This is a genomic window from Salmonella sp. SSDFZ69 (assembly GCF_004010755.1).
Taxonomy (GTDB): Bacteria; Pseudomonadota; Gammaproteobacteria; order Enterobacterales; family Enterobacteriaceae; genus Salmonella; species Salmonella enterica.
Genome location: NZ_CP034831.1, coordinates 2,223,022 through 2,246,700, shown reverse-complemented (window position 1 = coordinate 2,246,700; position 23,679 = coordinate 2,223,022). Strand labels below are relative to the sequence as shown.

Genomic DNA, 23,679 nt, shown 5'->3' with positions numbered 1-23,679 from the left:
ATTATCAAAGTTATTTTTATTTAGTGTTGGTTAAGATTTTAACCTTCATTATTGCGTTAGGTGTCCATTCTGGTCTAAGTCTTACTCCATTGAGGATATTATGGCGCTACCACAACTATCAATATGGCAGCCCGGAGATGGGTTAAGAAAAATAAAGTATAAATATCATATTTGTCTCATTGTCATATTCTCCGTCCTTATACGGTTGCTGTTTTTAACTGACCGCTACCTTTGGTGTGACGAAGCGTCCAGCGTGCTGATTAGTCGACATAGCGTAGATAATCTGCTATTCCATGCCGCTTTTGACGTGCATCCCCCGCTTTATTATCTGTTACTGCATGACTGGATGATATTATGGGGTGATAGCATTGCAGCGGTACGCTCTCTCAGTCTACTCTTTGGGATCCTGACAGTTGTGCTGGTTATCGCGCTTACGCGATGGCTGGCAAATGAACGTACAGCCTTATTGGCGGGATGGTTCGCCGCCCTGATGCCGATGGCAGTTCATTACAGTCAAGAAACGCGCATGTACGCGTTAATGGGAATGCTAACGCTCGCTGCCGCGTTAGCATTGATGATGTGGATAAAAACACCCACCCATAATCGCTATCTTGTCGCGTATGCTTTACTTATGACGTTCAGCTTTTACACCCATTATTTCACCCTATTTGCACTTATTGCCCACTGGATCGCAGTAACAATATTATCCTGCCAAAGCCATAAAACGGCCTGCTACCTTAAACTTCCTGGCTGGTGGTTTGCTAACCTGGCGATTGCTGTCGCTTATCTCCCCTGGTTGCCCGTATTGTTTAATTTACTGACTCATCTGGCGCAGTTGAGAGCCGGTAATGATATCGGTTGGATTCCCCCCGTAACATGGCGTGACCTGCCTGCGATGTATTGGCATTTTTTTACCGGAAACAACGGACAGGGTTTTCCGTCGTTCATTCTGTGGCTGGCTGTGGGAGGTTTTATCGGTACTGTGGGGCGAATATCTTTATGCAACGGAGAATATGAAAGATATCAGCTGATATTATTTTGTAATCTGGTCATCCCTGTAATACTGGTCTTTATCATTTCCTGGTGGATGCCGTTATTTATCGATCGTTATTTTTTCTTCTCATCGCTGAGCATTCCCCCCCTGCTCGCGGTATTACTTACCCGCGCAAAAAAAGCGGTTTGTGGCTTCTGTTTTATCTTATTCACCTTATTATTCGGCTATGGTTTCTATCATAATAACCCTGAGCACATAGACGAGTTTAAACCACTGGTAAACTATATTAATACCCGTCACCAGCCTAATGATGCCGTGGTAGTCAGTAAAATGTTCGATTATTTAAGTTATGTGTATTATAATAAGCGAGATTATCGTACGTTTCTTTATACACCACCTAACGCACACGGAACATCAGGCAGACCGAATGCCTATGGCTTTGGTTCACTGTTTTATGCGCAAGCCGATCAGACATATATTGATAATCTGACAACTCTTTCAAAAAGTTACCATCGTGTCTGGTTGATAAGCGGCGGTAACTTCAGTCAGGATTACCCCTTGCCGTCAGAATGGCAAAATATCGCAAACTTCAGAAGTGGTAGATTTCAGGTACAATTATTTGTAATACCAACTCAACAGGCGTGTCAAATGCAATGATTACCGTTTTCTATCCAGTGCAGTGATAAACAGTACTGCCACTGCCAGACTGCCTAAAAGTAAGGTCCAGCCAAACGCTTCAAAAACCTCAATCATATCGCCTCCAGGTAGGTGATATTAAATAAAGATGGCTATCTCAGCGTAACATTTAAAATATCAATTAATGTGCAATAATCGCTTTATGTGTATGAATAAATATTGTTCCTCATGCATTTAATTGCATTGCTATTATCATAAGGCTTAATATATTTATATTAACGATTATTAATTATCAGCTTATAATAATATGACTGTCCAATTCATTTATCAGCTATTATTATCCTCTATATTCTTTAAGATAGCCGCTTAATTCATAATATCGCCTTTATTCATCGTATTAAATTACTCACTCACCTGATTAATGCTTGCCTAACGATTGCTTCGTTGTTTTAATTCCAGCGCGAAATTATTTAGTGAGAGAACAATGAAGCATACACAACAATCAGGCGCAAAAGTCTATAACCCATTCACGCTTAGCTTATATGACTGGTGGGTACTCAATATCTCAAACAAATATGCATGGAAGTGTCCTACTGATACGCGACTACTTCCTTTCTTCCTGCATCACATGGGCGAGACTCACCTGGATATTGGCGTAGGTACAGGTTATTACCTGAAACATGCACCTGCGACTCATGCCATTTCGCTGATGGATTTAAATCCGGATAGCCTGAAAATAGCCGCCAGCCGAGTGGGTAATACGAAAATCCGCGCCACACTACAACACGATGTTTTCGACACGTTCCCGGCGGACTGGCACGGGCGCTTCGATTCCGTTTCGATGTACTATCTTCTGCACTGCTTACCTGGTGAGATGACAACAAAAGCGAAGGCAATTAAAAATGCCGGTATGGCGCTTAAACCCGGCGGCACACTTTTTGGCGCCACGATTCTGGGCAAAGAGGTTCCTCACAATGCTTTTGGTAAGAAATTAATGGCTGTTTATAACAAGAAAGGAATATTCAGTAATACCAATGATTCAGCCGATACGTTACGCAGCGTGTTGGACGAACATTTCGCTAAGGTGACTTTGGAGCAACATGGCGCCGTTGCGCTATTTTCCGCCACTATGCCACGTTCATTGTAAGTGTAGGCACTTCCGGGCGGTCGGCAGCGCGATCATGTGGGTTTAACCCGTTGATTAAACATTGGATTACGGAATAGTAATTGTTTATTTTATTTGTCATACAAATAAGTATAATACCCGCTTCCGATGTAGACCCGTCCTCCTTCGCCTGCGTCACGGGTCCTGGTTAGACGCAGGCGTTTTCTGTATGGAATACGCCATCCCCTCTGATAGATGCCTTGTTTGCCTGAAGCAGTTAACCCCACCTGCGACAAACGTCATACAGGACGGTCAGTCACGCTTACGCGGCATCATCCGTAACAGCGTATTGTCTTTCCAGAAATAGTGATGCATCAAAGCAGCGATGGCATGAAGTCCAATAACAAAATAGCCCAGATTCGCCAGCGTGACGTGCCAGGATTTCAGCATATCTACGCGTTCAAAGTTAGCTTCGGCGGCATGCGGCATAGTAATGCCAAATGCGACCCAGGGATTGCCGCGGTTATACATCATGACCAGACCAATAACAGGCAGCGCGATAAATAACAGGTAAATCACCAGATGTCCCAAATGCGCCATTCCGGTCATCATCGGTTTTGGACGAGGAACAATGGGCGGCGTGGGATATTTCAGCCGAATAATCAAGCGCGCCACCATTAAAAGCAAAATAGTGATACCACATGAAACATGCGTCATATTAAACCAGGGCCGATAACTACGCGGCGCAAAACCGCGTAGCTCCATCGCGGCGTAAGCCACAATAACCAGAAAAAAGACTAACCAGTGAATACCAATTTGCAGGCCGGAATACTTATTGCCCATAGCGCGTCCTGAATGAAAACCGTAAAGCGACAACATAACCAGCTTTTATAAATAATTCATCAAATTTATGAAATGGTGGTCGCACTTGCCCGTTCACCCTCGCAAACGGGCGATTTTTAGCGTAAAGCTCTCTGTTCTAACGCACTGCGCAGCGTCGTATCTGCCTGCAATACCTGCCATGCCTTTTCAATATCGCGTGGGATATCAACGTGAATGATAAAATCTTTACCACGCGGTCCATACCCTGTTTCATCGTCACGCAAACGTGGCAGCTCGCCGGCAATCAGAGACAGATAACGCTCCACCGTCCAGATGCCCTCTTCAACGTTGGCAAAACGTGTACCGCCGTTAAGGTGGCGCAGTACCGGAACAAAACCAGGAAAACTCAGCCAGCGCGGCGCATCGGTGTCGTCGTTTGTCACGCGCCGAAACGCCGCGATAGTGCGCCGCTGCATGGTGGGGTCTTGCACAACGATAGCCGTGTTAATGTTTTCTTTCGCCTGACGGATCAGTGCGCAGGAGAAACGGGCATTTTCGCCGCAATTAGTTGACCGATCTTCCAGCCAAATTTTCTCAGCCGGAATATGCCAGAACTGGTTCGCGATATCCGCGAGGATCGCGGCTTCAGCGCGTCCGCTTGTGCGAATAGTGTGGTAGCGCGGATGCCGGGAAATCACGGCGTACAAAAACGGCGTCGAATGACCTATACCACCGCTAATCAGTAAAGGAACGCCTTGCGCTTTGGCGATGCGACAGGCCGCGTCGATAGTGGGGATCACCGCATTGCCCGCCAGGACGACGCAATCCGACGGATAAGGTTGTTCGCCGGAAAAATCATTTTGCGCCAGCCACTGTCCGACGGTATTCACCGCCAGCAATGTTTCCGCAGAGAGCGCCGGAAATGGCGTTGTATTCATAATTCCTCCTTTTTGTTCCGAACTTGTACCGGATCTCTTTGAAAGACATCGTCGCCTGGCTTTTTAGGCCGTAATCTGATCCATGGCCTGTAAAATACGCTTATCGGAAATAGGATAAGGCGTACCGAGCTGTTGGGCGAAATAACTGACACGCAGTTCTTCAATCATCCAACGGATCTCTTTAACATCATCATCTTCGCGACGCGCTGGAGGCAATTTATTTACCCATTGTTGCCACGCCTGCTGGACGCTTTCGACTTTCAGCATTTGCGCCCGATCGCGGTGCGGATCGACAGCCAGTTTCTCCAGCCGCTTTTCAATTGCCTGCAGATAACGCAGCGTATCGCCGAGACGTTTAAAGCCGTTGCCAGTCACAAAACCACGGTATACCAGACCGCTCATCTGCGCCTTGATATCGGAAAGCCCCAACGCCATGCTCATATCCACCCGCCCTTTCAGACGCTTATTGATATTGAATACGGTCGTCAGGATGCGCTCAACCTGCTTCGCGATATCCACCACAGTATCATTCAGCTCGGCGCGTACCTTTTCGTGCAGCGCGGTGAAACCTGCTTCGCTCCACACCGGTCCGCCGTTGGCATCTATCAGCTTATCTACCCCGCAGGCGATACAGTCATCAATCAACTCCAGTACTTTGCCGTACGGGTTAAAGTACAGCCCCAGCTTGGCTTTATTCGGCAATTTCTCATGCAGATACTTAATCGGTGAAGGAATATTGAGCAACAGCAGACGGCGTAAACCGCACCACATCGCCTGTTGTTGTTCCAGCGGATTATCAAACAATTTGATAGCGACGCTGTCACGCTCATCCACTAACGCCGGCCACGCCTTCACTTTATAATTACCGCGTTTCTGTTCGTAGCTTTCCGGCAGCTCGCCGAAACTCCAGATATGCAGCCCGCTCTGCTCGATGCCGTCATCCGCCACCGCCGAGAGCGTCTCCTGCACTTTGCCTTTCAGCGCATTTTTAAGCTCGGCGAGCGAACGCCCTTCCTGCAGTTTCTTGTTTTTGTCATTCACCACGCGAAACGTGATTTTCAGATGCTCGGGCACCTGATCCCAATGCCAGTCTTCCCGGTCGACCGTGACGCCGGTCATCCGGCGCAGTTCACGCTCCAGAGCGTCCAGCAGCGGCAGCTCCAGCGGCGTTACGCGACCTAAAAACGCTTCAGCATAGTTTGGCGCCGGAACAAAGTTGCGACGTACCGGTTTTGGCAACGATTTAATCAGCGCAATAACTAATTCACGGCGCAGCCCTGGGATCTGCCATTCAAAACCGCTCTCGTCAACCTGGTTAAGTAGCGGCAACGGAATATGGACGGTCACGCCGTCAGCATCCGCGCCCGGTTCAAACTGATAGCTCAAACGCAGCTTAAGATTGCCCTGGTGCCAGAAGTTCGGGTAATCCAGTTTGCTGATTTTTTCCGCGCCTTCTTTAATCAGCATACTTTTTTCAAAGTTGAGCAGATCCGGCGTCTCGCGGCTGATTTTTTTCCACCAACTATCAAAGTGGCGGGCGGAAATAACGTCATGGCTAATACGCTGGTCATAAAACTCAAACAGGGTATCGTCATCCACCAGGATATCGCGGCGGCGAGATTTGTGCTCAAGTTCCTCGACTTCCGCACGCAATTTTAGATTCTCACGGAAGAAGGCGTGACGGGTTTGCCAGTCCCCCTCCACCAGCGCATGGCGGATGAACAACTCGCGACACAACGCCGGGTCAATCTGGCTGTAATTCACTTTGCGCGCGGCGACAATCGGCAGACCGTAGACAGTAACCTTTTCCGTCGCCATCACCGCGCCTTGCGCCCGCTCCCAGTGCGGTTCGCTATATGAACGTTTAATCAGGTGCTGGGCTACCGGTTCCACCCATTCTGGCTCAATGCGGGCAGCGATGCGCCCCCACAAACGGCTGGTTTCCACCAGCTCGGCGACAATTGTCCATTTCGGCGGTTTTTTGAATAAACCGGATCCGGGGAAAATAGAGAATCGGGCGTTACGCGCGCCGGTGTACTCTTGTTTATCGGCATCTTTCATCCCGATATGCGACAACAGCCCCGTTAACAACGCAACGTGAATTTCCCGGTATTCTGCGGGTTCGCTGTTTACCGGAATCCCCAGTTCTTTTACCACCTGACGCAGTTGGGTATAGATATCCTGCCACTCACGCACGCGTAAATAGTTCAGATAGTCGGTGCGACACAGCCGGCGGAATTGATTCGACGACAGGGCCTTTTGTTGCTCGCCGAGGTAATTCCACAGGTTAACAAACGCCAGAAAATCGGACTCCTTATCATGGAAACGCCGGTGTTTCTCATCGGAAGCCTGCTGCTTATCCACTGGGCGCTCGCGCGGATCCTGAATAGAGAGTGCGGAAGTAATGATCATCGCTTCGCGCACACAGCCATGCTTTTGCGCTTCCAGAACCATACGCGCCAGGCGCGGGTCGACCGGCAACTGGGATAATTGTCGGCCCAGCGGCGTCAGCTTATATGCCGTTTGCTGTTCGTCGGCGGTAATCGCCCCCAGCTCTTCCAACAAACGCACGCCATCCTGAATATTGCGCTTATCCGGCGCTTCGACAAACGGGAAGGCAGCGATGTCACCCAGCCCCAGGGCGGTCATCTGCAAAATAACCGACGCCAGGTTGGTACGTAGAATTTCCGGGTCGGTAAATTCCGGACGTGACAAAAAGTCATCTTCCGAATACAGACGAATGCATATCCCTTCCGATACGCGCCCGCAACGCCCTTTACGCTGGTTGGCGGAAGCCTGTGAGATCGGTTCAATCGGCAGGCGCTGCACTTTAGTGCGGTAGCTGTAGCGGCTGATGCGCGCAGTGCCAGGATCGATCACATACTTGATACCCGGCACCGTCAGCGACGTTTCCGCCACGTTAGTCGCCAGCACGATACGGCGTCCGCTGTGCGACTGGAAAACGCGGTTCTGTTCGCTGTTCGACAATCGTGCATACAGCGGCAACACTTCGGTATGCCGTAAGTTCAGCTTGTTCAGGGCGTCGGCGGTATCGCGGATTTCCCGCTCTCCGCTCATAAAAATCAGGATATCGCCGGGACTTTCCCGCCCCAGTTCATCGACAGCGTCGAAAATTGCCTGTAGCTGATCGCGTTCAGTGTCGTCAGCCTCTTCCACGATGGGGCGATAACGAACTTCTACGGGATACGTTCGGCCAGAGACTTCAATAATCGGCGCGTTATTAAAGTGGCGCGAGAAGCGTTCCGGGTCGATGGTCGCAGAGGTAATAATCACTTTCAGATCGGGGCGACGCGGCAGAAGCTCTTTCAGATAGCCGAGCAAGAAGTCAATATTCAGGCTGCGTTCATGCGCTTCATCAATAATGATGGTGTCATACTGCATCAATAGCCTGTCCTGCTGGATTTCCGCCAGCAGGATACCGTCCGTCATCAGTTTGACCATAGTGTTGCTACTGACATGATCGCTGAAACGAACTTTATAGCCGATGCAGCCGCCAGGCTCCGTTTGCAACTCTTCGGCAATGCGGTTAGCGACGGTGCGCGCCGCCAGACGACGCGGTTGAGTATGTCCAATAAGTCCTTTAATTCCGCGTCCCAGTTCCATACAAATTTTCGGCAACTGGGTGGTTTTACCGGAACCGGTTTCCCCTGCCACGATCACCACCTGATGATCGCGGACCGCTTCCAGAATGTCCTGTTTCTTCTGGCTAACAGGCAGATTTTGCGGATAAGTGATTGAGGGGCGCGCCGCTTCGCGGAGGGCGACCTGCGCCGCAGCCTGTTCAATTTCTTTCGCCATCGTCTGGAAAATGGCCTGTTGCGCATCAGGATTTTTTACTTTCTTTACGCCATGCAGGCGGCGCGCAAAGCGCTGTTTGTCGCGCAGCATCAGTGCATCCAGCCGCTGCTGTAACACCTGAAGCGTCAACATAGATTGTTCAGTCATAAAGCTCTTGGGCAGCATTCTGCCTGTTTAAAATCGTTTTAAATGATAGGTATAGAGTACCACATTGGGGCTTTTTTTGTGTTGTTCAATAATTTCGAACAAAGGGTTCGATATATTGCGCTATCCCTGCGACATATTTGTGAATAAAGTGTCAACAAGCAACGGGGCACGCCCCTTCAAACACATAAAAGGAAACACCCATGAGCAAGGTATTAGTTCTTAAATCCAGTATTCTGGCAGGGTACTCTCAGTCTGGTCAGTTGACTGACTATTTTATTGAACAATGGCGCGAAAAACACGTCGCAGATGAAATTACTGTCCGCGATCTGGCGGCCAACCCTGTTCCAGTGCTGGATGGCGAGCTGGTGGGCGCGATGCGTCCGGGCGATGCGCCTTTAACGCCACGTCAACAGGACGCTCTGGCGCTGTCTGATGAACTCATTGCTGAACTGAAAGCCCACGACGTCATCGTTATTGCGGCACCGATGTACAATTTCAATATCCCGACGCAGCTGAAAAACTACTTTGATCTGATTGCCCGCGCCGGTATCACTTTCCGCTATACCGAAAAAGGCCCGGAAGGTCTGGTAACCGGTAAACGCGCGGTGGTTCTCTCCAGTCGCGGCGGTATCCATAAAGACACCCCGACGGATTTGATTGCGCCTTACCTGAAAGTGTTCCTTGGTTTTATCGGTATTACCGACGTGAATTTTGTCTTTGCCGAAGGCATCGCCTACGGGCCGGAAGTGGCGGCTAAAGCCCAGGCCGATGCAAAAGCCGCGATTGACAGCGTAGTGGCCGCTTAAATATTTTTGCCTCCCGTTTCGACGGGAGGTGACTTCTTCGGTTCGTAGCGCAAATATCCTACCACGCCGCTACTGCCGCCATCGCTGGGATGCGTTACCCCATCATTGACTTCAACGCAGGCGAAATCAAAAGGCGACACATTTTCGATGCACGCCACATTGACCCCATATTGATCGGGATTGGATCGGCGCTGATGAAAAGTATATATCCCGCATACCGAACAGAAAAAATGCACCGCCTTGCCCGTATTGAAGCGATATTCGGTAAGCTTATCCTGCCCTTTTAGCACTTTAATACCCGATAGCGGCGCAGACACTGCCACTGCTCCGCGCATCCGGCAAAAGGAACAGTTGCAGCGCCTGGCGGTATGAAAGCCATCGCTAAGTTGAACGGTAAACACGACGCTGCCACAATGGCAGGCAGCAGATAATTTTTCAGACGTCATACCTGGTTACTCTCGCGAATAGTGATACCAGCCAACAGTATAGAAATAGCCTTCCGGTTCGCCTAATGTAAATACGACCTTCGTATTCAGAAATTACCCATATAAAAATGCATTTTGCGGTAAAAAAATTGTCGGGAAGCGGTTATTTACGCATCCATTTGCCATTAATTCCCTGGACATATTCTCCCGGCCTGGCGCGCTCAACCAGTTTTTGCCCTGCCATCTTCGCCACCTCATCCACGGGAAGATGATTGCTATCCGCTAACTGCTGGTAACTGGCGCGGCGGGCATGATTGATATCAAGCACCAGCTTCTGGGTTTCGGCATCATTCTTTAAGGCCACCAGATAGCCATTCAGCGTTTCCCCGACCCGGCCCTGCGTGCGCGCTTCGTCCAGGGTTAAGGCCCACACAGAAGGTGTGAGCAAGCTCAGCGTCAGCACCCATAGCATTAAATACTTTTTCATTATGGCCTCAGAATAGATCGCTGCGTGATTTCAGGAGTTCTTCAACATCTTTATCGACTTTGATATGTATTTCATGCTCGATCTTTACATTCATGTTGATGGTAATCGGCTGTTCCGGCGCGGCGACTTCAATACGTGGCGTGCACCCCACCACGATAAATGACGCAAGCGCTGACAGCATGGCAATACTCATTTTCATTATTTATCCTCACAGTCCTTGTCTTTCCGGCAAGGAGGTTGCGGCAACGCTGTATTTTGTTCAAGCCATGCCTGTAAATTGTCGCCAAAACGCAAACTGCGCCACAGCGTAAACACATTTTCTTCATGGGTATAGTTCAAGTTAACGATCGCGGTTTTACCATCTACCCGGCTTTTGCCGGTAATGGCCGCCTGCATCGTTAGTACGCCCAGGTTATCAACGTTAATTTTCGTCCACGAATGCGTAATCTCCATATAACGTAGCCAGTTGATCGCCGAGCCTGCCGTGACATTATCCTTCACCACCGCATCCGCAGTATCTTTATCGATACGCAACGTCATTGGCCCGGGATTCGTAAGCCAGCCATCTTTGATTATCCATTTTTCATTGTTCAGCCACAGCGGCAGCGCGCCGCTAACCGGACCAGACATGGCGAATTGCTTTGGATTTATGGCGCTAATCAATTCGCTGGATGAAATATTTTGCACCCGCAAAAGCGCCGGGTCGTGCTGCGGCATTCGCAACTGTTTCATAATGATTTGACCGCCCAGCACGTCTACGCTGACATCGCTTAGCAGTAATGGATTCGACTCGCTCCAGGGATAACCGCCCTGTAAATCAGCGGTGATATTTTTCGCCGTGACCTGGTTAACTATCCCAGCGATACGCAGCGAGACGGGCCCGCGCGTCCCCAATTGCCACGCGCCGTTGTGGAAGCGAAATGGCAGAATGAAATCGACGCCGTTGATTTTGTTATCCGGCATCCAGGCACTGCCGCCTTTTAACACGCCGTGTCCACCTGCTTCAAACCCCTGCCCCTGTGCGGCGGAAAAAGCCACCTGCGCATACAGTAAGCCTTCGCGCAGCGTCATTTTCCAGTCTGGTGGAAGCAACGGCTGGAAAACGATAAGCGACTGCTTCGGCCACCAGGCCTGTCCGCGAAGGCGTTCGCCATCCCAGCGCCCATTCAGCCGTACCGGCCCTATCGCCCCCGCCCGAAGGTCGCCTTTAAACTGGAACAGGGTTGGCTCGCGCCCTTCAACGCTAAAATTAATGGTAGAAGGCGGCAGCACGCTCCCGCTGGTAAATACGGTTTTTCCCGCCTCCAGAGACAGCGCGCCCTGTAGCGACGGCGTTGTGGCGTCGCGAACCCAGACAATAGGTTTATTCAGCGCCAGTCTTGGCGATGTGACGGTCATTGCGCCATAGTGCAACTGATCAAAACCGGTGGACAAACTGGTCAACCTGATGGTGTTATCATGCCATTCGCCCTGTCCGGCAATATCCCAGCGGGCGCGCATTGGCGTAAAGCTTCCTTGCCCCCAATAGCGCCACCGCCAGCGACCAGCATCAGGAAGAAAATCATTCGCCAGGCCATCAAGATGAAGAACGAAATCGCCCATCTCATTTTCATGCGCCCGTAAAATAGCCTGTAATCGACCATCAACGCCGCGCGGCGTCACCTTAACGCCCGCCAGCGGCCAACGAATTTCATCAATATCTAACGCATCAATCACCCGACCGCGCGAGCGTAGCAATGCGCCAGGTGCAAAGGTGAGCTGCGGATCGGCCAGACTGCCGCGGAACATAGCGGGCAATACGGCATAAAAGATTAAATCCTTCTGTTTAGCCTCGCCGGTAAGCTGTAGAGGCATCTCACTGCTATCCATGCTTAGTTTTCCCGGGCCGATAGTCAGTACAGCGTTCGCTTTACCGGCATCGCCCTGGGTCAGAATATTCAGGCGTCCGCTGACTCGCGCATTATCCGGCCCGGCTTGCCAGTTATCGATATTAAAAGCCAGACGTCCGCTCAAGGGGAATCCCTGATATGGCCAGTTCCAGCGGCCATCGCTGATGGTAAGCCGCTGACGCGTTACCGCCCAGGGGAGATCGAGAATCGGGTCAGGATTACCTCGCGCCATCACGATGAGCTGTCCGGCGTTATCACGCCACTCCAGTTCCGCATCCACCAGCGACGGTTCCTGCGGCAGACGCAAGGTCGCTGCTGCATGACCGCTGACCGGCATGCCATCCGGTACCAGCGGCAACACAAATTCCCCCGCCAGGCTAACGGGAGGCTGGTTGGCCAGCGCGGCGATCTCCAGTTGGCTCACCGTCAATGCCTGACCGCGTAGCTGCCCTTGAAATTTTACTTTTTCGCCCTGATAACGTATCTGCTGAATGACCGGCGTCATGGAGATCGCCAGCTTGCCCTGCCATTCCGGCCAGGGCGCGAGAATGACATTATCGATGTTAATCCAGGTATTGGGCAGCATTGACTGCCACTGCGCCAGCGTACGCGGCGCGGCGGGAGAAGCTTCCGTAGCAGGCAGTTTCGCCAGGCACGCGGCATCCAGTTTGAGGCTTTTAATATTCAGCAACCAACGGCTGGGATGCGTCAGTTCCGCCTGGGTAATATGCGCTAACGAACAATCATTGACCAGATAGCGAAGATCGGGAATCACTAACCCATGACGTGTCAGGCGTGGACTTTGTTCCAGAGCGATACGGGTACCGACGGGTAGCCAAATTCCCGCCAGAGTGGGAACCCACAGCCCGAGGGTCATCAGTAGCGTCAGAGGGACAAGAATCAGCAGTAACAGTAGCGCAAGGGCGGCTTTATATTTACCCTTCATGGGCCATTAATTTCCTGATTTAACGAAAAATTCAGTCGGCTATCTCTTTATTTTGGCATGATTGCCCGTACATAGCCTAATAGTTCATGTTGCAGGGGCGCCCTCCGGCTATTTGAGGCGTTGTGGAGAATGATAACCTAAAATTATTCATTATATGTATGACTATCAATTATTTTTGATTTTTTGTAAGATAATTTTAAGCATATTTGTGTGATTCTAACATCACTGGAGAAGGTCATATGAAACTCGCCGTCTATAGTACCAAACAGTATGACAAGAAATATCTACAGCAAGTGAACGAAGCGTTCGGTTTTGAACTGGAGTTTTTTGATTTTCTGCTAACCGAGAAAACGGCGAAAACCGCCAATGGATGTGAAGCAGTTTGTATCTTCGTGAATGACGACGGGAGCCGACCGGTACTGGAAGAGCTGAAAAAACACGGCGTGAAATACATCGCGCTGCGTTGCGCCGGATTTAATAATGTCGACCTGGACGCCGCTAAAGAGCTCGGTTTGCAGGTGGTTCGCGTGCCGGCTTATTCTCCGGAAGCCGTCGCTGAACATGCGATTGGCATGATGATGACATTGAACCGCCGTATTCACCGCGCTTATCAACGCACCCGCGACGCTAACTTTTCCCTTGAGGGACTGACCGGCTTTACCATGCACGGAAAAACCGCTGGCGTCATTGGTACCGGTAAAATCGGCGTCGCCGCGCTGCGTATCCTGAAAGGCTTTGGAATGCGTTTACTGGCGTTTGATCCCTATCCCAGCACCGCCGCGCTTGATCTCGGCGTCGAGTATGTGGATCTGCAAACGTTGTTTGCCGAATCGGATGTCATTTCCCTGCACTGCCCGCTCACGCCGGAAAACTACCATTTACTGAACCATGCGGCATTCGACCAAATGAAAAATGGCGTTATGGTCATTAATACCAGTCGTGGCGCGCTGATTGATTCCCAGGCGGCTATCGAAGCTCTGAAGAATCAGAAAATCGGCTCGCTGGGGATGGATGTGTATGAAAACGAACGCGACCTGTTCTTTGAAGATAAGTCAAACGATGTTATCCAGGATGATGTTTTCCGCCGTCTGTCGGCCTGCCATAACGTACTGTTTACGGGGCACCAGGCATTCCTGACCGCAGAAGCGCTGATCAGCATCTCTGAAACCACGTTACAAAACTTAAGCCAGCTTGAGAAGGGCGAAGCCTGCCCGAACGCGCTGTTCTAATCCTGTCGCTCCCCTGCGCTCAGGGGGGCATTTTCGGATAACCCCTGAAGATCTATCCGGTCATATCATTACTATAGTCAGTGTTAACTATCAGATTACAGAGAATATCAATGAAGAAAATCGTCACGCTGGTCGCCCTGAGCATCATAATGACAGGGTGTGTGAGCAGTGGAAAAGTGTCCGTCAAACGCGAGCAACTGGAGCACCACCGCTTTGTTCTGGAAAGCGTAAACGGTAAAACGGTCACCGGCCCGGAGCTCAGCTTTGGCGAGGACATGACGGTATCCGGCAAAATGTGCAATCAATTCACCGGCGAAGGAAAACTATCGGACGGCGAATTAAAAGTGAAAAATTTAGCGATGACCCGAATGATGTGCGCCGATCCGCAGCTTAATTCGCTGGACGGCACCCTCAGCGAACTCTTCAGCAAAGGCGCGCAGGTCGATTTAACTGCGAACCAATTAACGCTGGCGACGGCAGAAACAACGCTAATGTATAAACTGGCGGATTTAGCGCACTAAGCCATTAAGTGAAAAGTTATACGCGTCAGGCGAAACGCCGCGCTTAGTAACTCCCGCAGTTTCCGGCGGCAAGCGACTGTTCGCTACAACGTTTGCCGTTGGGTAGCGCGCACATACCAATTACTGAACCATCAAGCTGCCGGGCCGCTGAAAGCGAACCGCCAATCATAGCGCAATTCGCTTCGCCGGCGCTGGACATCGCCGCTTTCATCCCTGGCGAAACATGCGCCGCGGTTGCCTGCTGAACAGGTTCGCTACTGCAAGCCGACAATAATAACGCGGCACATCCCACCCAAAACGCTGCGCGCATTTCTCTCCCCTCTGTTTATTCATCCAAACGATACCGCCCTAAATAATAGGCAGCAGAAACTGACGCGTCGAGAGGCAAAGCGCGCATTTATGCGCTTCATTAACATTTATTGGCAATTTTTTACGTCTTTTCGGCAAGAAATCGTCATTCTCCTCCCGCCAGGGACACAAAAGCGAAAATGGGGCTTGAAGGGCTTTGCTAAAATAAAAGGATAACTACAGGATGCGCTCTCGATTATGCGTGTCCCTCTTTTTTGCGCAATGTAAGGGTGTCATATGCAAACAATTGACGGTAATGGCGCAGTAGCGTCGGTGGCGTTCCGTACCAGCGAGGTTATCGCCATTTACCCGATTACGCCCAGTTCAACAATGGCTGAACAAGCGGATGCCTGGGCCGGCAATGGGCTTAAAAATGTCTGGGGCGATACGCCGCGTGTGGTAGAGATGCAGTCGGAAGGCGGCGCGATCGCCGCCGTTCACGGTGCGTTACAAACCGGTTCGCTTTCTACGTCATTTACATCATCGCAGGGGCTGCTGCTGATGATTCCAACGCTGTATAAACTGGCGGGGCAGCTCACGCCGTTTGTACTGCACGTTGCCGCGCGCACTGTCGCCACACACGCGCTTTCTATTTTTGGCGACCATTCCGATGTGATGGCGGTCCGCCAGACAGGCTGCGCGATGTTATGCGCCGCCAGCGTTCAGGAAGCGCAGGATTTTGCGCTGATCGCGCACAGGGCTACGCTGAAAAGCCGCGTTCCGTTTATTCATTTTTTTGATGGCTTCCGTACATCGCATGAAATCAACAAAATTATACCGCTAACGGATGAAACCATTCTGAACCTGATGCCGCAGGCGGAGATCGACGCTCACCGCGCCCGCGCGCTGAATCCGGAACATCCGGTGATTCGTGGAACTTCAGCGAATCCGGACACCTACTTCCAGTCTCGCGAAGCGACCAACCCGTGGTACAACGCCGTTTATGATCATGTTGAAGAGGCGATGAAGGCATTTGGCGACGCTACGGGCCGTCAGTACCAGCCATTTGAATATTATGGCCATCCCCAGGCTGAACGCGTCATCATAATGATGGGCTCCGCCCTCGGCACCTGCGAAGAGGTCGTGGACGAGCTACTGATACGCGGAGAAAAGGTCGGCGTTCTGAAAGTCCGTCTGTTCCGTCCCTTCTCCGCCAAACATTTGTTACAGGCATTACCGGAAACCGTTCGCGCTATCGCCGTGCTGGATCGCACCAAAGAGCCTGGCGCGCAGGCCGAGCCGCTTTATCTGGACGTGATGACCGCACTGGCGGAAGCCTTTAATAATGGCGAGCGCGAAACGTTGCCGCGCACCATTGGCGGCCGTTATGGGCTATCATCCAAAGAGTTCGGCCCGGCGTGCGTACTGGCGGTCTTTAATGAACTCAGCCATGCGAAACCCAAGCCACGGTTTACGGTGGGCATTTATGATGACGTTACTAACCTCTCGCTGCCATTACCGGAAAATACCCTGCCCGGCAGCGCTAAACTGGAAGCGTTATTTTACGGCTTGGGAAGCGACGGCAGCGTATCCGCCACGAAAAATAATATTAAAATTATCGGTAATTCTACGCCGTGGTATGCGCAAGGTTATTTCGTTTATGACTCTAAAAAAGCTGGCGGGCTCACGGTATCGCACCTGCGCGTCAGCGAAAAACCCATTCGTTCCGCTTACTTAATTGCTCAGGCGGATTTTGTCGGCTGCCATCAATTACAGTTTATCGATAAATATCAGATGGCGGAGCGTCTGAAGCCCGGCGGTATCTTTCTGCTTAATACGCCGTACAGCGCCGACGAGGTCTGGTCGCGTCTGCCGCAAGAAGTTCAGGCGGTGTTGAATCAGAAAAAGGCGCGTTTTTACGTGGTTAACGCGGCGAAAATCGCCCGCGAATGTGGACTTGGCGCCCGCATCAATACCGTCATGCAAATGGCTTTCTTCCACCTGACGCATATTCTTCCGGGCGATAGCGCCCTGGTTGAGCTGCAGGGCGCGATTGCCAAAAGCTATAGCAGCAAAGGACAGGATCTGGTTGAGCGTAACTGGCAGGCATTGGCTCTGGCGCAGGAATCGCTGGCGGAAGTGCCGTTGCAGGCGGTTAATCCGCATAGCGCGCATCGCCCGCCGGTCGTCTCCGACGCCGCGCCGGATTTCGTGAAAACCGTTACCGCCGCCATGTTGGCGGGCCTCGGCGACGCACTGCCTGTTTCCGCGCTGCCGCCGGACGGAACATGGCCAATGGGCACCACCCGCTGGGAAAAACGCAATATCGCCGAAGAGATTCCTGTCTGGAAAGAGGAACTGTGTACACAATGTAATCACTGCGTCGCCGCCTGCCCTCACTCGGCGATTCGTGCAAAAGTCGTTTCCCCGCAGGCGATGGAGAACGCGCCAGCCAGTCTGCATTCGCTGGACGTGAAGTCCCGCGATATGCGCGGCCAGAAATATGTGCTGCAGGTCGCGCCGGAAGACTGTACTGGCTGTAATTTATGCGTAGAGGTCTGCCCGGCTAAAGATCGGCAAAATCCACAGATCAAGGCGATTAACATGATGTCGCGCCTGGAGCATGTGGAAGAAGAGAAAGTGAATTATGACTTTTTCCTCGACTTACCGGAAATCGATCGCAGCAAACTGGAACGAATTGATATCCGCACATCGCAGCTTATTACGCCGCTGTTTGAATATTCCGGCGCCTGTTCCGGCTGCGGTGAAACGCCGTATATTAAACTGCTGACTCAGTTATATGGCGACAGAATGTTAATCGCTAACGCCACGGGGTGTTCCTCTATTTACGGCGGTAACTTACCCTCAACGCCTTATACCACCGATGCCAACGGACGCGGCCCGGCATGGGCGAATTCGTTATTTGAAGATAACGCGGAATTTGGTCTCGGTTTCCGTCTGAGCGTGGATCAGCACCGGGCGCGCGTCATGCGTTTACTGGCGCAATTCGCCGATCGCATCCCGGCGGAATTAAACAATGCGCTGCATGCCGAAGCAACGCCTGACGTTCGGCGTGAGCAGGTCGCCGCATTACGCCAACATCTGAAATCGGTTGCGGGCGCAGAGGAACTGTTAAAGGATGCTGATGCGCTGGTAGAAAAATCAATCTGGCTGATTGGCGGCGATGGTTGGGCATACGACATCGGCTTTGGCGGTTTAGACCATGTGTTAAGCCTGACGGAGAATGTCAATATTCTGGTTCTGGATACGCAGTGTTACTCCAATACTGGCGGCCAGGCGTCGAAGGCGACGCCGCTTGGCGCCGTCACTAAGTTTGGCGAACATGGCAAGCGTAAAGCCCGTAAAGATCTTGGTGTCAGCATGATGATGTATGGTCATGTTTATGTCGCGCAAATCTCGCTGGGCGCGCAGTTAAACCAGACGGTGAAAGCCATCCAGGAGGCCGAAGCCTGGCCAGGACCGTCGCTGATCATTGCCTATAGCCCCTGTGAAGAACATGGCTACGATCTGGCGCTAAGCCATGACCAGATGCGCCAGTTAACGGCGACCGGTTTCTGGCCGTTATACCGCTTTGATCCCCGCCGTGCGGATGAAGGCAAGCCGCCGCTGGCGCTGGACTCTCGGCCACCGTCTGATGCCCTGGCGGAAACGCTGCTTAATGAACAGCGTTTCCGTCGCCTGAATGCGCAACAGCCTGAAGTAGCTGAACAATTATGGCGAGATGCCGCATTGGATTTGCAAAAACGCTATGACTTTCTTGCCTTGCTGGCAGGAAAAGCGGAAAAACCCGGCGCAGATTAAAAAATATTCTAAGGATTAACCTGGAAACAAAAAAAGCCCGAACATTCGTTCGGGCTTGTCAATTTATACGCTGGAAAGCAAAGGTTAACGCAATGGCCCAGCGACAAAATGAATATGTGACAATAAAGGCATATAACAGGCGTAGAATATCGTAACCGAATGATATTGTATAATTTTTATTTCGTATAATACCCCCAAAAGCATTCGTATAAATTATATCTATTTCACTTCGAATTATTTCATTAATTATTGAATTAAACGGTAACATCTCTTTTTAGGTCTTTCCTGACAAGGCAGAAATAACGTTTTAACGTCAACTCGCTGATTATTTACGGGGAATGCGCTTAATATTACGCCGTCCTCCCCTGTTGGTAGTCCCCGCAGAGTATCGTGGAGCAGCACCTAAAATGTGACGTATGTCATTGTACATAAAGTGCCTTTAGGGAGTAGAATTTCAGTGGATACTTAAACAGGAGGTTTTATGAACAGAACGATTCTTGTACCCATCGATATTTCAGATTCAGAATTAACTCAACGCGTGATTTCACATGTTGAAGCCGAAGCAAAGATTGACGACGCTAAAGTGCACTTTTTGACTGTAATCCCGTCTTTGCCCTATTACGCTTCACTGGGACTGGCTTATTCAGCAGAGCTCCCCGCAATGGACGATTTGAAAGCCGAAGCCAAATCTCAACTGGAAGCGATTATCAAGAAATTCAACCTTCCCGCGGACCGCGTGCAGGCGCACGTTGCAGAAGGCTCTCCTAAAGATAAGATTCTGGAAATGGCAAAAAAATTACCGGCCGATATGGTGATTATCGCCTCGCATCGTCCGGATATTACTACCTATCTGTTGGGTTCCAACGCCGCAGCCGTTGTGCGTCATGCGGAATGCTCCGTACTGGTGGTGCGCTAAATACCCGAGCCCGCATAAGAGAGTGCGGGCTCAAATCAACCATCATCATCGCCTAGTGACTGACGCTTTTTGAAAACAGATTGATTACGATTACGCCGCAGATGATAAGCAACATGCCAATAATAGCCGGCACATCCAGTTTTTGGCCAAGAAACAACCATCCTATCAATCCAATAAGAACAATCCCTACCCCAGACCAAATGGCATAAATGATACCCGCAGGGATGGTTCGCATTGGGATGGTAAGGCACCAGAACGCGATACAATATCCGATGATGGTAACGAGGCTCGGTACCAGACGCGTAAAACTATCCGATAATTTTAATGAGATCGTGGCGATAACTTCTACCACGATGGCGATAAATAGAAAGATTACAGCTTCTTTAGTCATACATCTCTTCGTTCCGATATTTTTCTGGTCGTGGTGACATCTTAATTAATACGGATGACAGAATAAAGACGCTTTTGAACCATTGCGTATCTCGCCATAACCTACTTCAAGTTGCATGTGCTGCGGCTGCGCTCCCTTACCCCAGTCACTTACTTGAGTAAGCTCCTGGGGATCCGCTCGCTTGCCGCCTTCCTGCAACTCGAATTATTTAAAGTATAAAAGCAATCTTTCATACACGAGAGATAACAACAATAAACTTGTTCAGAATTTATGATTACTTAGAAGCGTTTGCCTGCCCCGTATTTTCTGCTTTACCATATGTCCTGTCAATTATACCAACAGGGTCCACTGGTGTTTTTTTTGGCATAACCCAGCCGCTTTCACTGACGCTACCTCGTGTAAGATATTTGACTTTTACCCTAACGATAATAAGATAATGTTCCCTGCTGAACCTGTCGGCAACACTAAGATCGGTGGTATATTCAGGTACGATTCTTCCACTTCGAACCTGCTCTTTGGCTATTTCAGCAGAGACAGGCAATACCTCTACATCGCCCCCCTCAATACCGCCTGCTGTTTTAAAACTAACAATATTTTCAGCCTGCGGACCTATTGTACCTCGGCATAATACAACTTCAGTCTCCCCTGCTGCAGCATCCCCACTCTGGTATTTCTTATAAATACTTTGTACATTTTCTTCTGATGTAGGGTATAAATCTTCTGACAGAGAGGCCAGTATATCTTCCAGTAAGGGGGAATCATCCGTAATATCCAGAAGCTCTTCATCATAACCCGTGTCTCCTTCTCTTAACTCTGAATAAGGCTTATCAATATGGCGAATAAGCCCCCCACCTTTCAGCCCTGACGCCTGATAAAATCTTCCATCAGAAGATCGGTAAAATGTCATGGCTGAATTTTTTCCGCTATCCGAATAGGTTGCCTGATACGTTTCTGAACCGGGTTCTTTAGTTAAAACGAGCTCTCTGTCGCCATATTTTATCGTATTAGGCGCTTCCGATGGCAGCGGTGGATATGAGGCTTGTTTTCTGTAGCGTCCCCCTGCCATAGATGTAAAGTGTTCAAATAGGCCATCTAACACCTTACCTGCCAGGTTAGGCTCCGTAGTTGGGGCAGGATGATCCTCCGGGAGAGCCCTTTCATATCTCTGTAATTCTTTAACGGGTAAAAAATCATTCTCACCCTCTGAATTACCATTTTTTATCCTATAATCACCAGATGTTACTGCTAATCTTGATGATAATAACAAACCAGTTACTGCAATGTTTTTAATACTCCTGTCCATTTTATGAATGGTTACTGGCTGAAGATGATTGCGGCTATGAGAAGATAAGAAAATTTGCTTTTGAATTTCCTTTCCCTCAAATATAATTTGCTCAGTGCTTTTAGGTGGAACAGTTACGCTATCTACATTAAATAGCTCATGTTCACCACTCATCGTTACCTGAGAAAAACACGACGATGTATGTGCAATTGCAGCGGGATCAATCTCTTTATAAATAACATTGGCGTAAACGTTTGCAACTTCACCGTGTGCATTTAAATGATCGTGCAAAATATGTTTTAGAAATAGATCTAACAACAATTTTTTTGATGTGATTCCATTTACACAGTTGTGAAAGTCAGGGGGAATTGGATAGCCGTTTTGATCAAATGGAAGCGATAAACATCCTCGCCCCCCATCAATATTTTCGTAACTGTAATTTAGAGATATCTTTACCTCGCATTTATTGGTATCTACATCGTCATTGATACTGCGCTCTACTTTATAATTAACCAGCCTACGGAAGGTTGCGCTATTTGAATAATAAATATCCTCCGGCATAGCCGGAGGTTTTTCAGATGCGCCTGTAAGGCTCTCTTACCAGCCGCGCCCTAACAGGCGCATACGATCTGACATTTGCATCAAACTTCGTTACTTACGGCCCGTAAACGGGCTGCCCGGATAAGGGATCGATAATTGCTCACCCATTTTATCCTCTTCAAGCTGGTGCTTTATGTAGTCCTGTATCTTCGCCGTGTTCTTACCCACCGTATCGACATAGTACCCTCTGCACCAGAACTCCCTGTTCCTGTATTTGAATTTTAGATCCCCAAACTGCTCGTAAAGCATCAGACTACTTTTACCCTTCAGATATCCCATGAAGCTCGACACACTCATCTTCGGCGGGATCTCCAGAAGCATGTGAATATGATCTGCACAACATTCTGCTTCCAGAATTCGTACGTTTTTCCATTCACACAATTTTCTTAATATGCTGCCTACTGCCCTACGCTTCTCTCCATAGAACGCTTGTCTTCGGTATTTGGGCGCGAAAACTATGTGATATTTACAGTTCCATCGGGTGTGCGCTAAGCTCTTTTCGTCCCCCATTGGGACCCCCTTTTGATTTCTTGTTGAACTTTTGCAGTTGCCAGACCGCAAGATGTTTTAACAAATCAAAAGGGGTTTTAATAACTGGCTTAAAGCTGAAAGCTTTCCGGAACCCCCAGCCTAGCTGGGGGTTTTCCATAGACAATAAAAATCCAATGTTGATTGGATTTCTTCACATATAATTTCATGTGTTGGCTCAAAGAAGAATTCATAAATATTTAAGCTGTTCTTTTCTTCATCTTTGGCCATCTCATCCAGCTTAATATATTCTTCTGGTAAATTAGATATTTGCTCATGAAAGATATCGTCCTGATAAAGTCCATCCAACATTGAAAGGTACGGTATGGTATCCCAGCTTCTGATAGCTTGTATCTGTACCGTCTGCTGTGATTCTCTGGTTGATATATCACTTACTGTTATACGCATTACGTTCTCCAGCCAGAATTATGGTATACATCATAAGGTGTAGATATCAGGTAGCAATTCTCATCGCAAATAATTTGTCTGAACTGTATATATGAAACAGGCTATTTTTAATTCAATATGACCACCAGAATAGGCAAGAAAATTTTAAATAGTATACGGTAAAATGATCTTACCCAACGATAATTAAACACACTGCACTATCTTATTAGATAATAAAATACTGATACGTTATTTTATATCACCAATAAAAGAGCAAAAAGGGTGTGCCGAATATCATTTTACACCTGTCCCGGTTCACCCCACGGAACCACTTGAAACGTACCATCATCAGGACGCAGCAGCGCCTGAATTTCAGTTGAGCCCGTCACTTCTTAACGGACCTGGCTGCATGATGTATACAGTTGACAATATCCGAAGGTACTATCTCTATTAAAACGTGCTGGCATTCGTCGCCGTAATCCGTACCATACGCGACATACTTTTGCCTGCTGGCTGTTGACGGCAGGAGCGAACCGGCATTTATCGCCAGCCAAATGGGGCATGAAACTGCGCAGATGGTGTATGAAATTTACGGTATGTAGATTGATGACATGAACGACGAACAGATAGCGATGTTGAATGCGCGGTTATCGTAGTTGCAAAGTTTGCCCCCAATTTGCCCCATTTAGTACCAGAGAACT

18 protein-coding genes and 3 pseudogenes are annotated in these 23,679 nt (G+C 49.5%); 9 read left to right on the top strand and 12 right to left on the bottom strand.

Annotated features, from left to right (window positions below):
• The first annotated feature begins 100 nt into the window (after positions 1-100).
• Positions 101-1,651 carry a glycosyltransferase family 39 protein gene (locus EOS98_RS11170; RefSeq protein ID WP_127821168.1) on the top strand — a complete coding sequence of 517 codons (1,551 nt, stop codon included), beginning with the start codon at positions 101-103 and terminating at the stop codon, positions 1,649-1,651.
• A gap of 463 nt (positions 1,652-2,114) precedes the next feature.
• A complete protein-coding gene (locus EOS98_RS11165; protein ID WP_000683309.1) occupies positions 2,115-2,777 on the top strand; it encodes a class I SAM-dependent methyltransferase in 663 nt (220 codons plus the stop codon).
• A gap of 270 nt (positions 2,778-3,047) precedes the next feature.
• Here EOS98_RS11165 and cybB read toward each other — a convergent pair whose 3' ends face one another.
• The 3 genes from cybB to hrpA all read right to left on the bottom strand — a co-directional run bounded on the left by cybB (position 3,048) and on the right by hrpA (position 8,461).
• Positions 3,048-3,578 carry a cytochrome b561 gene (gene cybB, locus EOS98_RS11160; protein WP_000527277.1) on the bottom strand — a complete coding sequence of 177 codons (531 nt, stop codon included), beginning with the start codon at positions 3,576-3,578 and terminating at the stop codon, positions 3,048-3,050.
• Between the two features lie 116 nt (positions 3,579-3,694).
• Positions 3,695-4,495: a YdcF family protein gene (locus tag EOS98_RS11155; RefSeq protein ID WP_126524132.1), complete on the bottom strand. Its 801-nt coding sequence runs from the start codon at positions 4,493-4,495 to the stop codon at positions 3,695-3,697.
• A gap of 63 nt (positions 4,496-4,558) precedes the next feature.
• Positions 4,559-8,461: an ATP-dependent RNA helicase HrpA gene (gene hrpA, locus EOS98_RS11150; RefSeq protein ID WP_126524133.1), complete on the bottom strand. Its 3,903-nt coding sequence runs from the start codon at positions 8,459-8,461 to the stop codon at positions 4,559-4,561.
• A 200-nt stretch (positions 8,462-8,661) separates the two neighbouring features.
• Between hrpA and azoR the strand changes: the two genes are divergently transcribed.
• Positions 8,662-9,267 (top strand): FMN-dependent NADH-azoreductase, encoded by a 606-nt coding sequence (gene azoR, locus EOS98_RS11145; protein ID WP_000048924.1) that lies wholly within the window; start codon positions 8,662-8,664, stop codon positions 9,265-9,267.
• Here azoR and EOS98_RS11140 read toward each other — a convergent pair.
• From EOS98_RS11140 to EOS98_RS11125, 4 genes are all read right to left on the bottom strand, one after another.
• Positions 9,264-9,713 carry a GFA family protein gene (locus EOS98_RS11140; protein WP_001518898.1) on the bottom strand — a complete coding sequence of 150 codons (450 nt, stop codon included), beginning with the start codon at positions 9,711-9,713 and terminating at the stop codon, positions 9,264-9,266. The two genes, azoR and EOS98_RS11140, sit on opposite strands and share 4 nt — an antisense overlap.
• A 142-nt stretch (positions 9,714-9,855) precedes the next feature.
• Complete coding sequence (locus tag EOS98_RS11135) at positions 9,856-10,179, bottom strand: YdbL family protein (protein ID WP_000760414.1); 324 nt, start codon at positions 10,177-10,179, stop codon at positions 9,856-9,858.
• 7 nt (positions 10,180-10,186) lie between these two features.
• Positions 10,187-10,378: a YnbE family lipoprotein gene (locus tag EOS98_RS11130; protein WP_000784063.1), complete on the bottom strand. Its 192-nt coding sequence runs from the start codon at positions 10,376-10,378 to the stop codon at positions 10,187-10,189.
• A complete protein-coding gene (locus EOS98_RS11125; protein ID WP_126524134.1) occupies positions 10,378-13,014 on the bottom strand; it encodes a YdbH family protein in 2,637 nt (878 codons plus the stop codon). The genes EOS98_RS11130 and EOS98_RS11125 overlap by 1 nt, the downstream gene beginning before the upstream one ends.
• Positions 13,015-13,253: 239 nt before the next feature.
• On the opposite strand from EOS98_RS11125, the gene ldhA reads away from it, so the two are divergent.
• On the top strand, positions 13,254-14,243 hold the full coding sequence (ldhA, locus tag EOS98_RS11120) for a D-lactate dehydrogenase (RefSeq protein ID WP_000762206.1): 990 nt from the start codon (positions 13,254-13,256) through the stop codon (positions 14,241-14,243).
• 110 nt (positions 14,244-14,353) lie between these two features.
• The gene (hslJ, locus tag EOS98_RS11115; protein ID WP_126524135.1) at positions 14,354-14,764 is read left to right on the top strand and encodes a heat shock protein HslJ; all 411 of its coding nucleotides are present in this window, start codon (positions 14,354-14,356) and stop codon (positions 14,762-14,764) included.
• Between the two features lie 43 nt (positions 14,765-14,807).
• On the opposite strand, the gene EOS98_RS11110 is transcribed toward hslJ, so the two are convergent.
• A complete protein-coding gene (locus tag EOS98_RS11110) occupies positions 14,808-15,074 on the bottom strand; it encodes a DUF333 domain-containing protein (protein WP_001200679.1) in 267 nt (88 codons plus the stop codon).
• On the opposite strand from EOS98_RS11110, the gene EOS98_RS11105 reads away from it, so the two are divergent.
• The 3 genes from EOS98_RS11105 (at position 14,978) to uspF (ending at position 19,790) form a co-directional block, all read left to right on the top strand.
• Positions 14,978-15,289 carry a hypothetical protein gene (locus EOS98_RS11105; RefSeq protein WP_031602436.1) on the top strand — a complete coding sequence of 104 codons (312 nt, stop codon included), beginning with the start codon at positions 14,978-14,980 and terminating at the stop codon, positions 15,287-15,289. The two genes, EOS98_RS11110 and EOS98_RS11105, sit on opposite strands and share 97 nt — an antisense overlap.
• Before the next feature lie 60 nt (positions 15,290-15,349).
• A complete protein-coding gene (gene nifJ / locus EOS98_RS11100) occupies positions 15,350-18,874 on the top strand; it encodes a pyruvate:ferredoxin (flavodoxin) oxidoreductase (RefSeq protein ID WP_010835223.1) in 3,525 nt (1,174 codons plus the stop codon).
• A 481-nt stretch (positions 18,875-19,355) separates the two neighbouring features.
• On the top strand, positions 19,356-19,790 hold the full coding sequence (gene uspF / locus EOS98_RS11095; RefSeq protein WP_001082296.1) for a universal stress protein UspF: 435 nt from the start codon (positions 19,356-19,358) through the stop codon (positions 19,788-19,790).
• 52 nt (positions 19,791-19,842) lie between these two features.
• Here uspF and EOS98_RS11090 read toward each other — a convergent pair whose 3' ends face one another.
• From EOS98_RS11090 to EOS98_RS11060, 4 genes and pseudogenes are all read right to left on the bottom strand, one after another.
• Positions 19,843-20,181 (bottom strand): SMR family transporter, encoded by a 339-nt coding sequence (locus tag EOS98_RS11090; RefSeq protein ID WP_000159242.1) that lies wholly within the window; start codon positions 20,179-20,181, stop codon positions 19,843-19,845.
• A gap of 274 nt (positions 20,182-20,455) precedes the next feature.
• Positions 20,456-22,015, bottom strand: a pseudogene (locus EOS98_RS11080) (DUF4765 family protein); the annotation flags it as partial.
• A 99-nt stretch (positions 22,016-22,114) separates the two neighbouring features.
• Entirely contained in the window at positions 22,115-22,573 is a 459-nt protein-coding gene (gene tnpA, locus EOS98_RS11070; protein WP_000502119.1) for an IS200/IS605-like element IS200F family transposase, read from the bottom strand.
• A 144-nt stretch (positions 22,574-22,717) separates the two neighbouring features.
• Positions 22,718-22,999 (bottom strand): annotated as a pseudogene (locus tag EOS98_RS11060) (DUF4765 family protein); the annotation flags it as partial.
• A gap of 429 nt (positions 23,000-23,428) precedes the next feature.
• Between EOS98_RS11060 and EOS98_RS24610 the strand changes: the two are divergent.
• A pseudogene (locus tag EOS98_RS24610) lies at positions 23,429-23,580 on the top strand (tyrosine-type recombinase/integrase); the annotation flags it as partial.
• Between the last annotated feature and the right edge of the window lie 99 nt (positions 23,581-23,679).

Coding starts and splice junctions, on each gene's coding strand:
- EOS98_RS11090 (WP_000159242.1), bottom strand. CDS start 20,181: ATGACTAAAGAAGCTGTAATCTTTCTATTTATCGCCATCGTGGTAGAA.
- EOS98_RS11110 (WP_001200679.1), bottom strand. CDS start 15,074: ATGCGCGCAGCGTTTTGGGTGGGATGTGCCGCGTTATTATTGTCGGCT.
- hslJ (WP_126524135.1), top strand. CDS start 14,354: ATGAAGAAAATCGTCACGCTGGTCGCCCTGAGCATCATAATGACAGGG.
- EOS98_RS11155 (WP_126524132.1), bottom strand. CDS start 4,495: ATGAATACAACGCCATTTCCGGCGCTCTCTGCGGAAACATTGCTGGCG.
- EOS98_RS11140 (WP_001518898.1), bottom strand. CDS start 9,713: ATGACGTCTGAAAAATTATCTGCTGCCTGCCATTGTGGCAGCGTCGTG.
- EOS98_RS11170 (WP_127821168.1), top strand. CDS start 101: ATGGCGCTACCACAACTATCAATATGGCAGCCCGGAGATGGGTTAAGA.
- ldhA (WP_000762206.1), top strand. CDS start 13,254: ATGAAACTCGCCGTCTATAGTACCAAACAGTATGACAAGAAATATCTA.
- nifJ (WP_010835223.1), top strand. CDS start 15,350: ATGCAAACAATTGACGGTAATGGCGCAGTAGCGTCGGTGGCGTTCCGT.
- EOS98_RS11135 (WP_000760414.1), bottom strand. CDS start 10,179: ATGAAAAAGTATTTAATGCTATGGGTGCTGACGCTGAGCTTGCTCACA.
- azoR (WP_000048924.1), top strand. CDS start 8,662: ATGAGCAAGGTATTAGTTCTTAAATCCAGTATTCTGGCAGGGTACTCT.
- cybB (WP_000527277.1), bottom strand. CDS start 3,578: ATGGGCAATAAGTATTCCGGCCTGCAAATTGGTATTCACTGGTTAGTC.
- EOS98_RS11125 (WP_126524134.1), bottom strand. CDS start 13,014: ATGAAGGGTAAATATAAAGCCGCCCTTGCGCTACTGTTACTGCTGATT.
- EOS98_RS11130 (WP_000784063.1), bottom strand. CDS start 10,378: ATGAAAATGAGTATTGCCATGCTGTCAGCGCTTGCGTCATTTATCGTG.
- EOS98_RS11165 (WP_000683309.1), top strand. CDS start 2,115: ATGAAGCATACACAACAATCAGGCGCAAAAGTCTATAACCCATTCACG.
- hrpA (WP_126524133.1), bottom strand. CDS start 8,461: ATGACTGAACAATCTATGTTGACGCTTCAGGTGTTACAGCAGCGGCTG.
- uspF (WP_001082296.1), top strand. CDS start 19,356: ATGAACAGAACGATTCTTGTACCCATCGATATTTCAGATTCAGAATTA.
- tnpA (WP_000502119.1), bottom strand. CDS start 22,573: ATGGGGGACGAAAAGAGCTTAGCGCACACCCGATGGAACTGTAAATAT.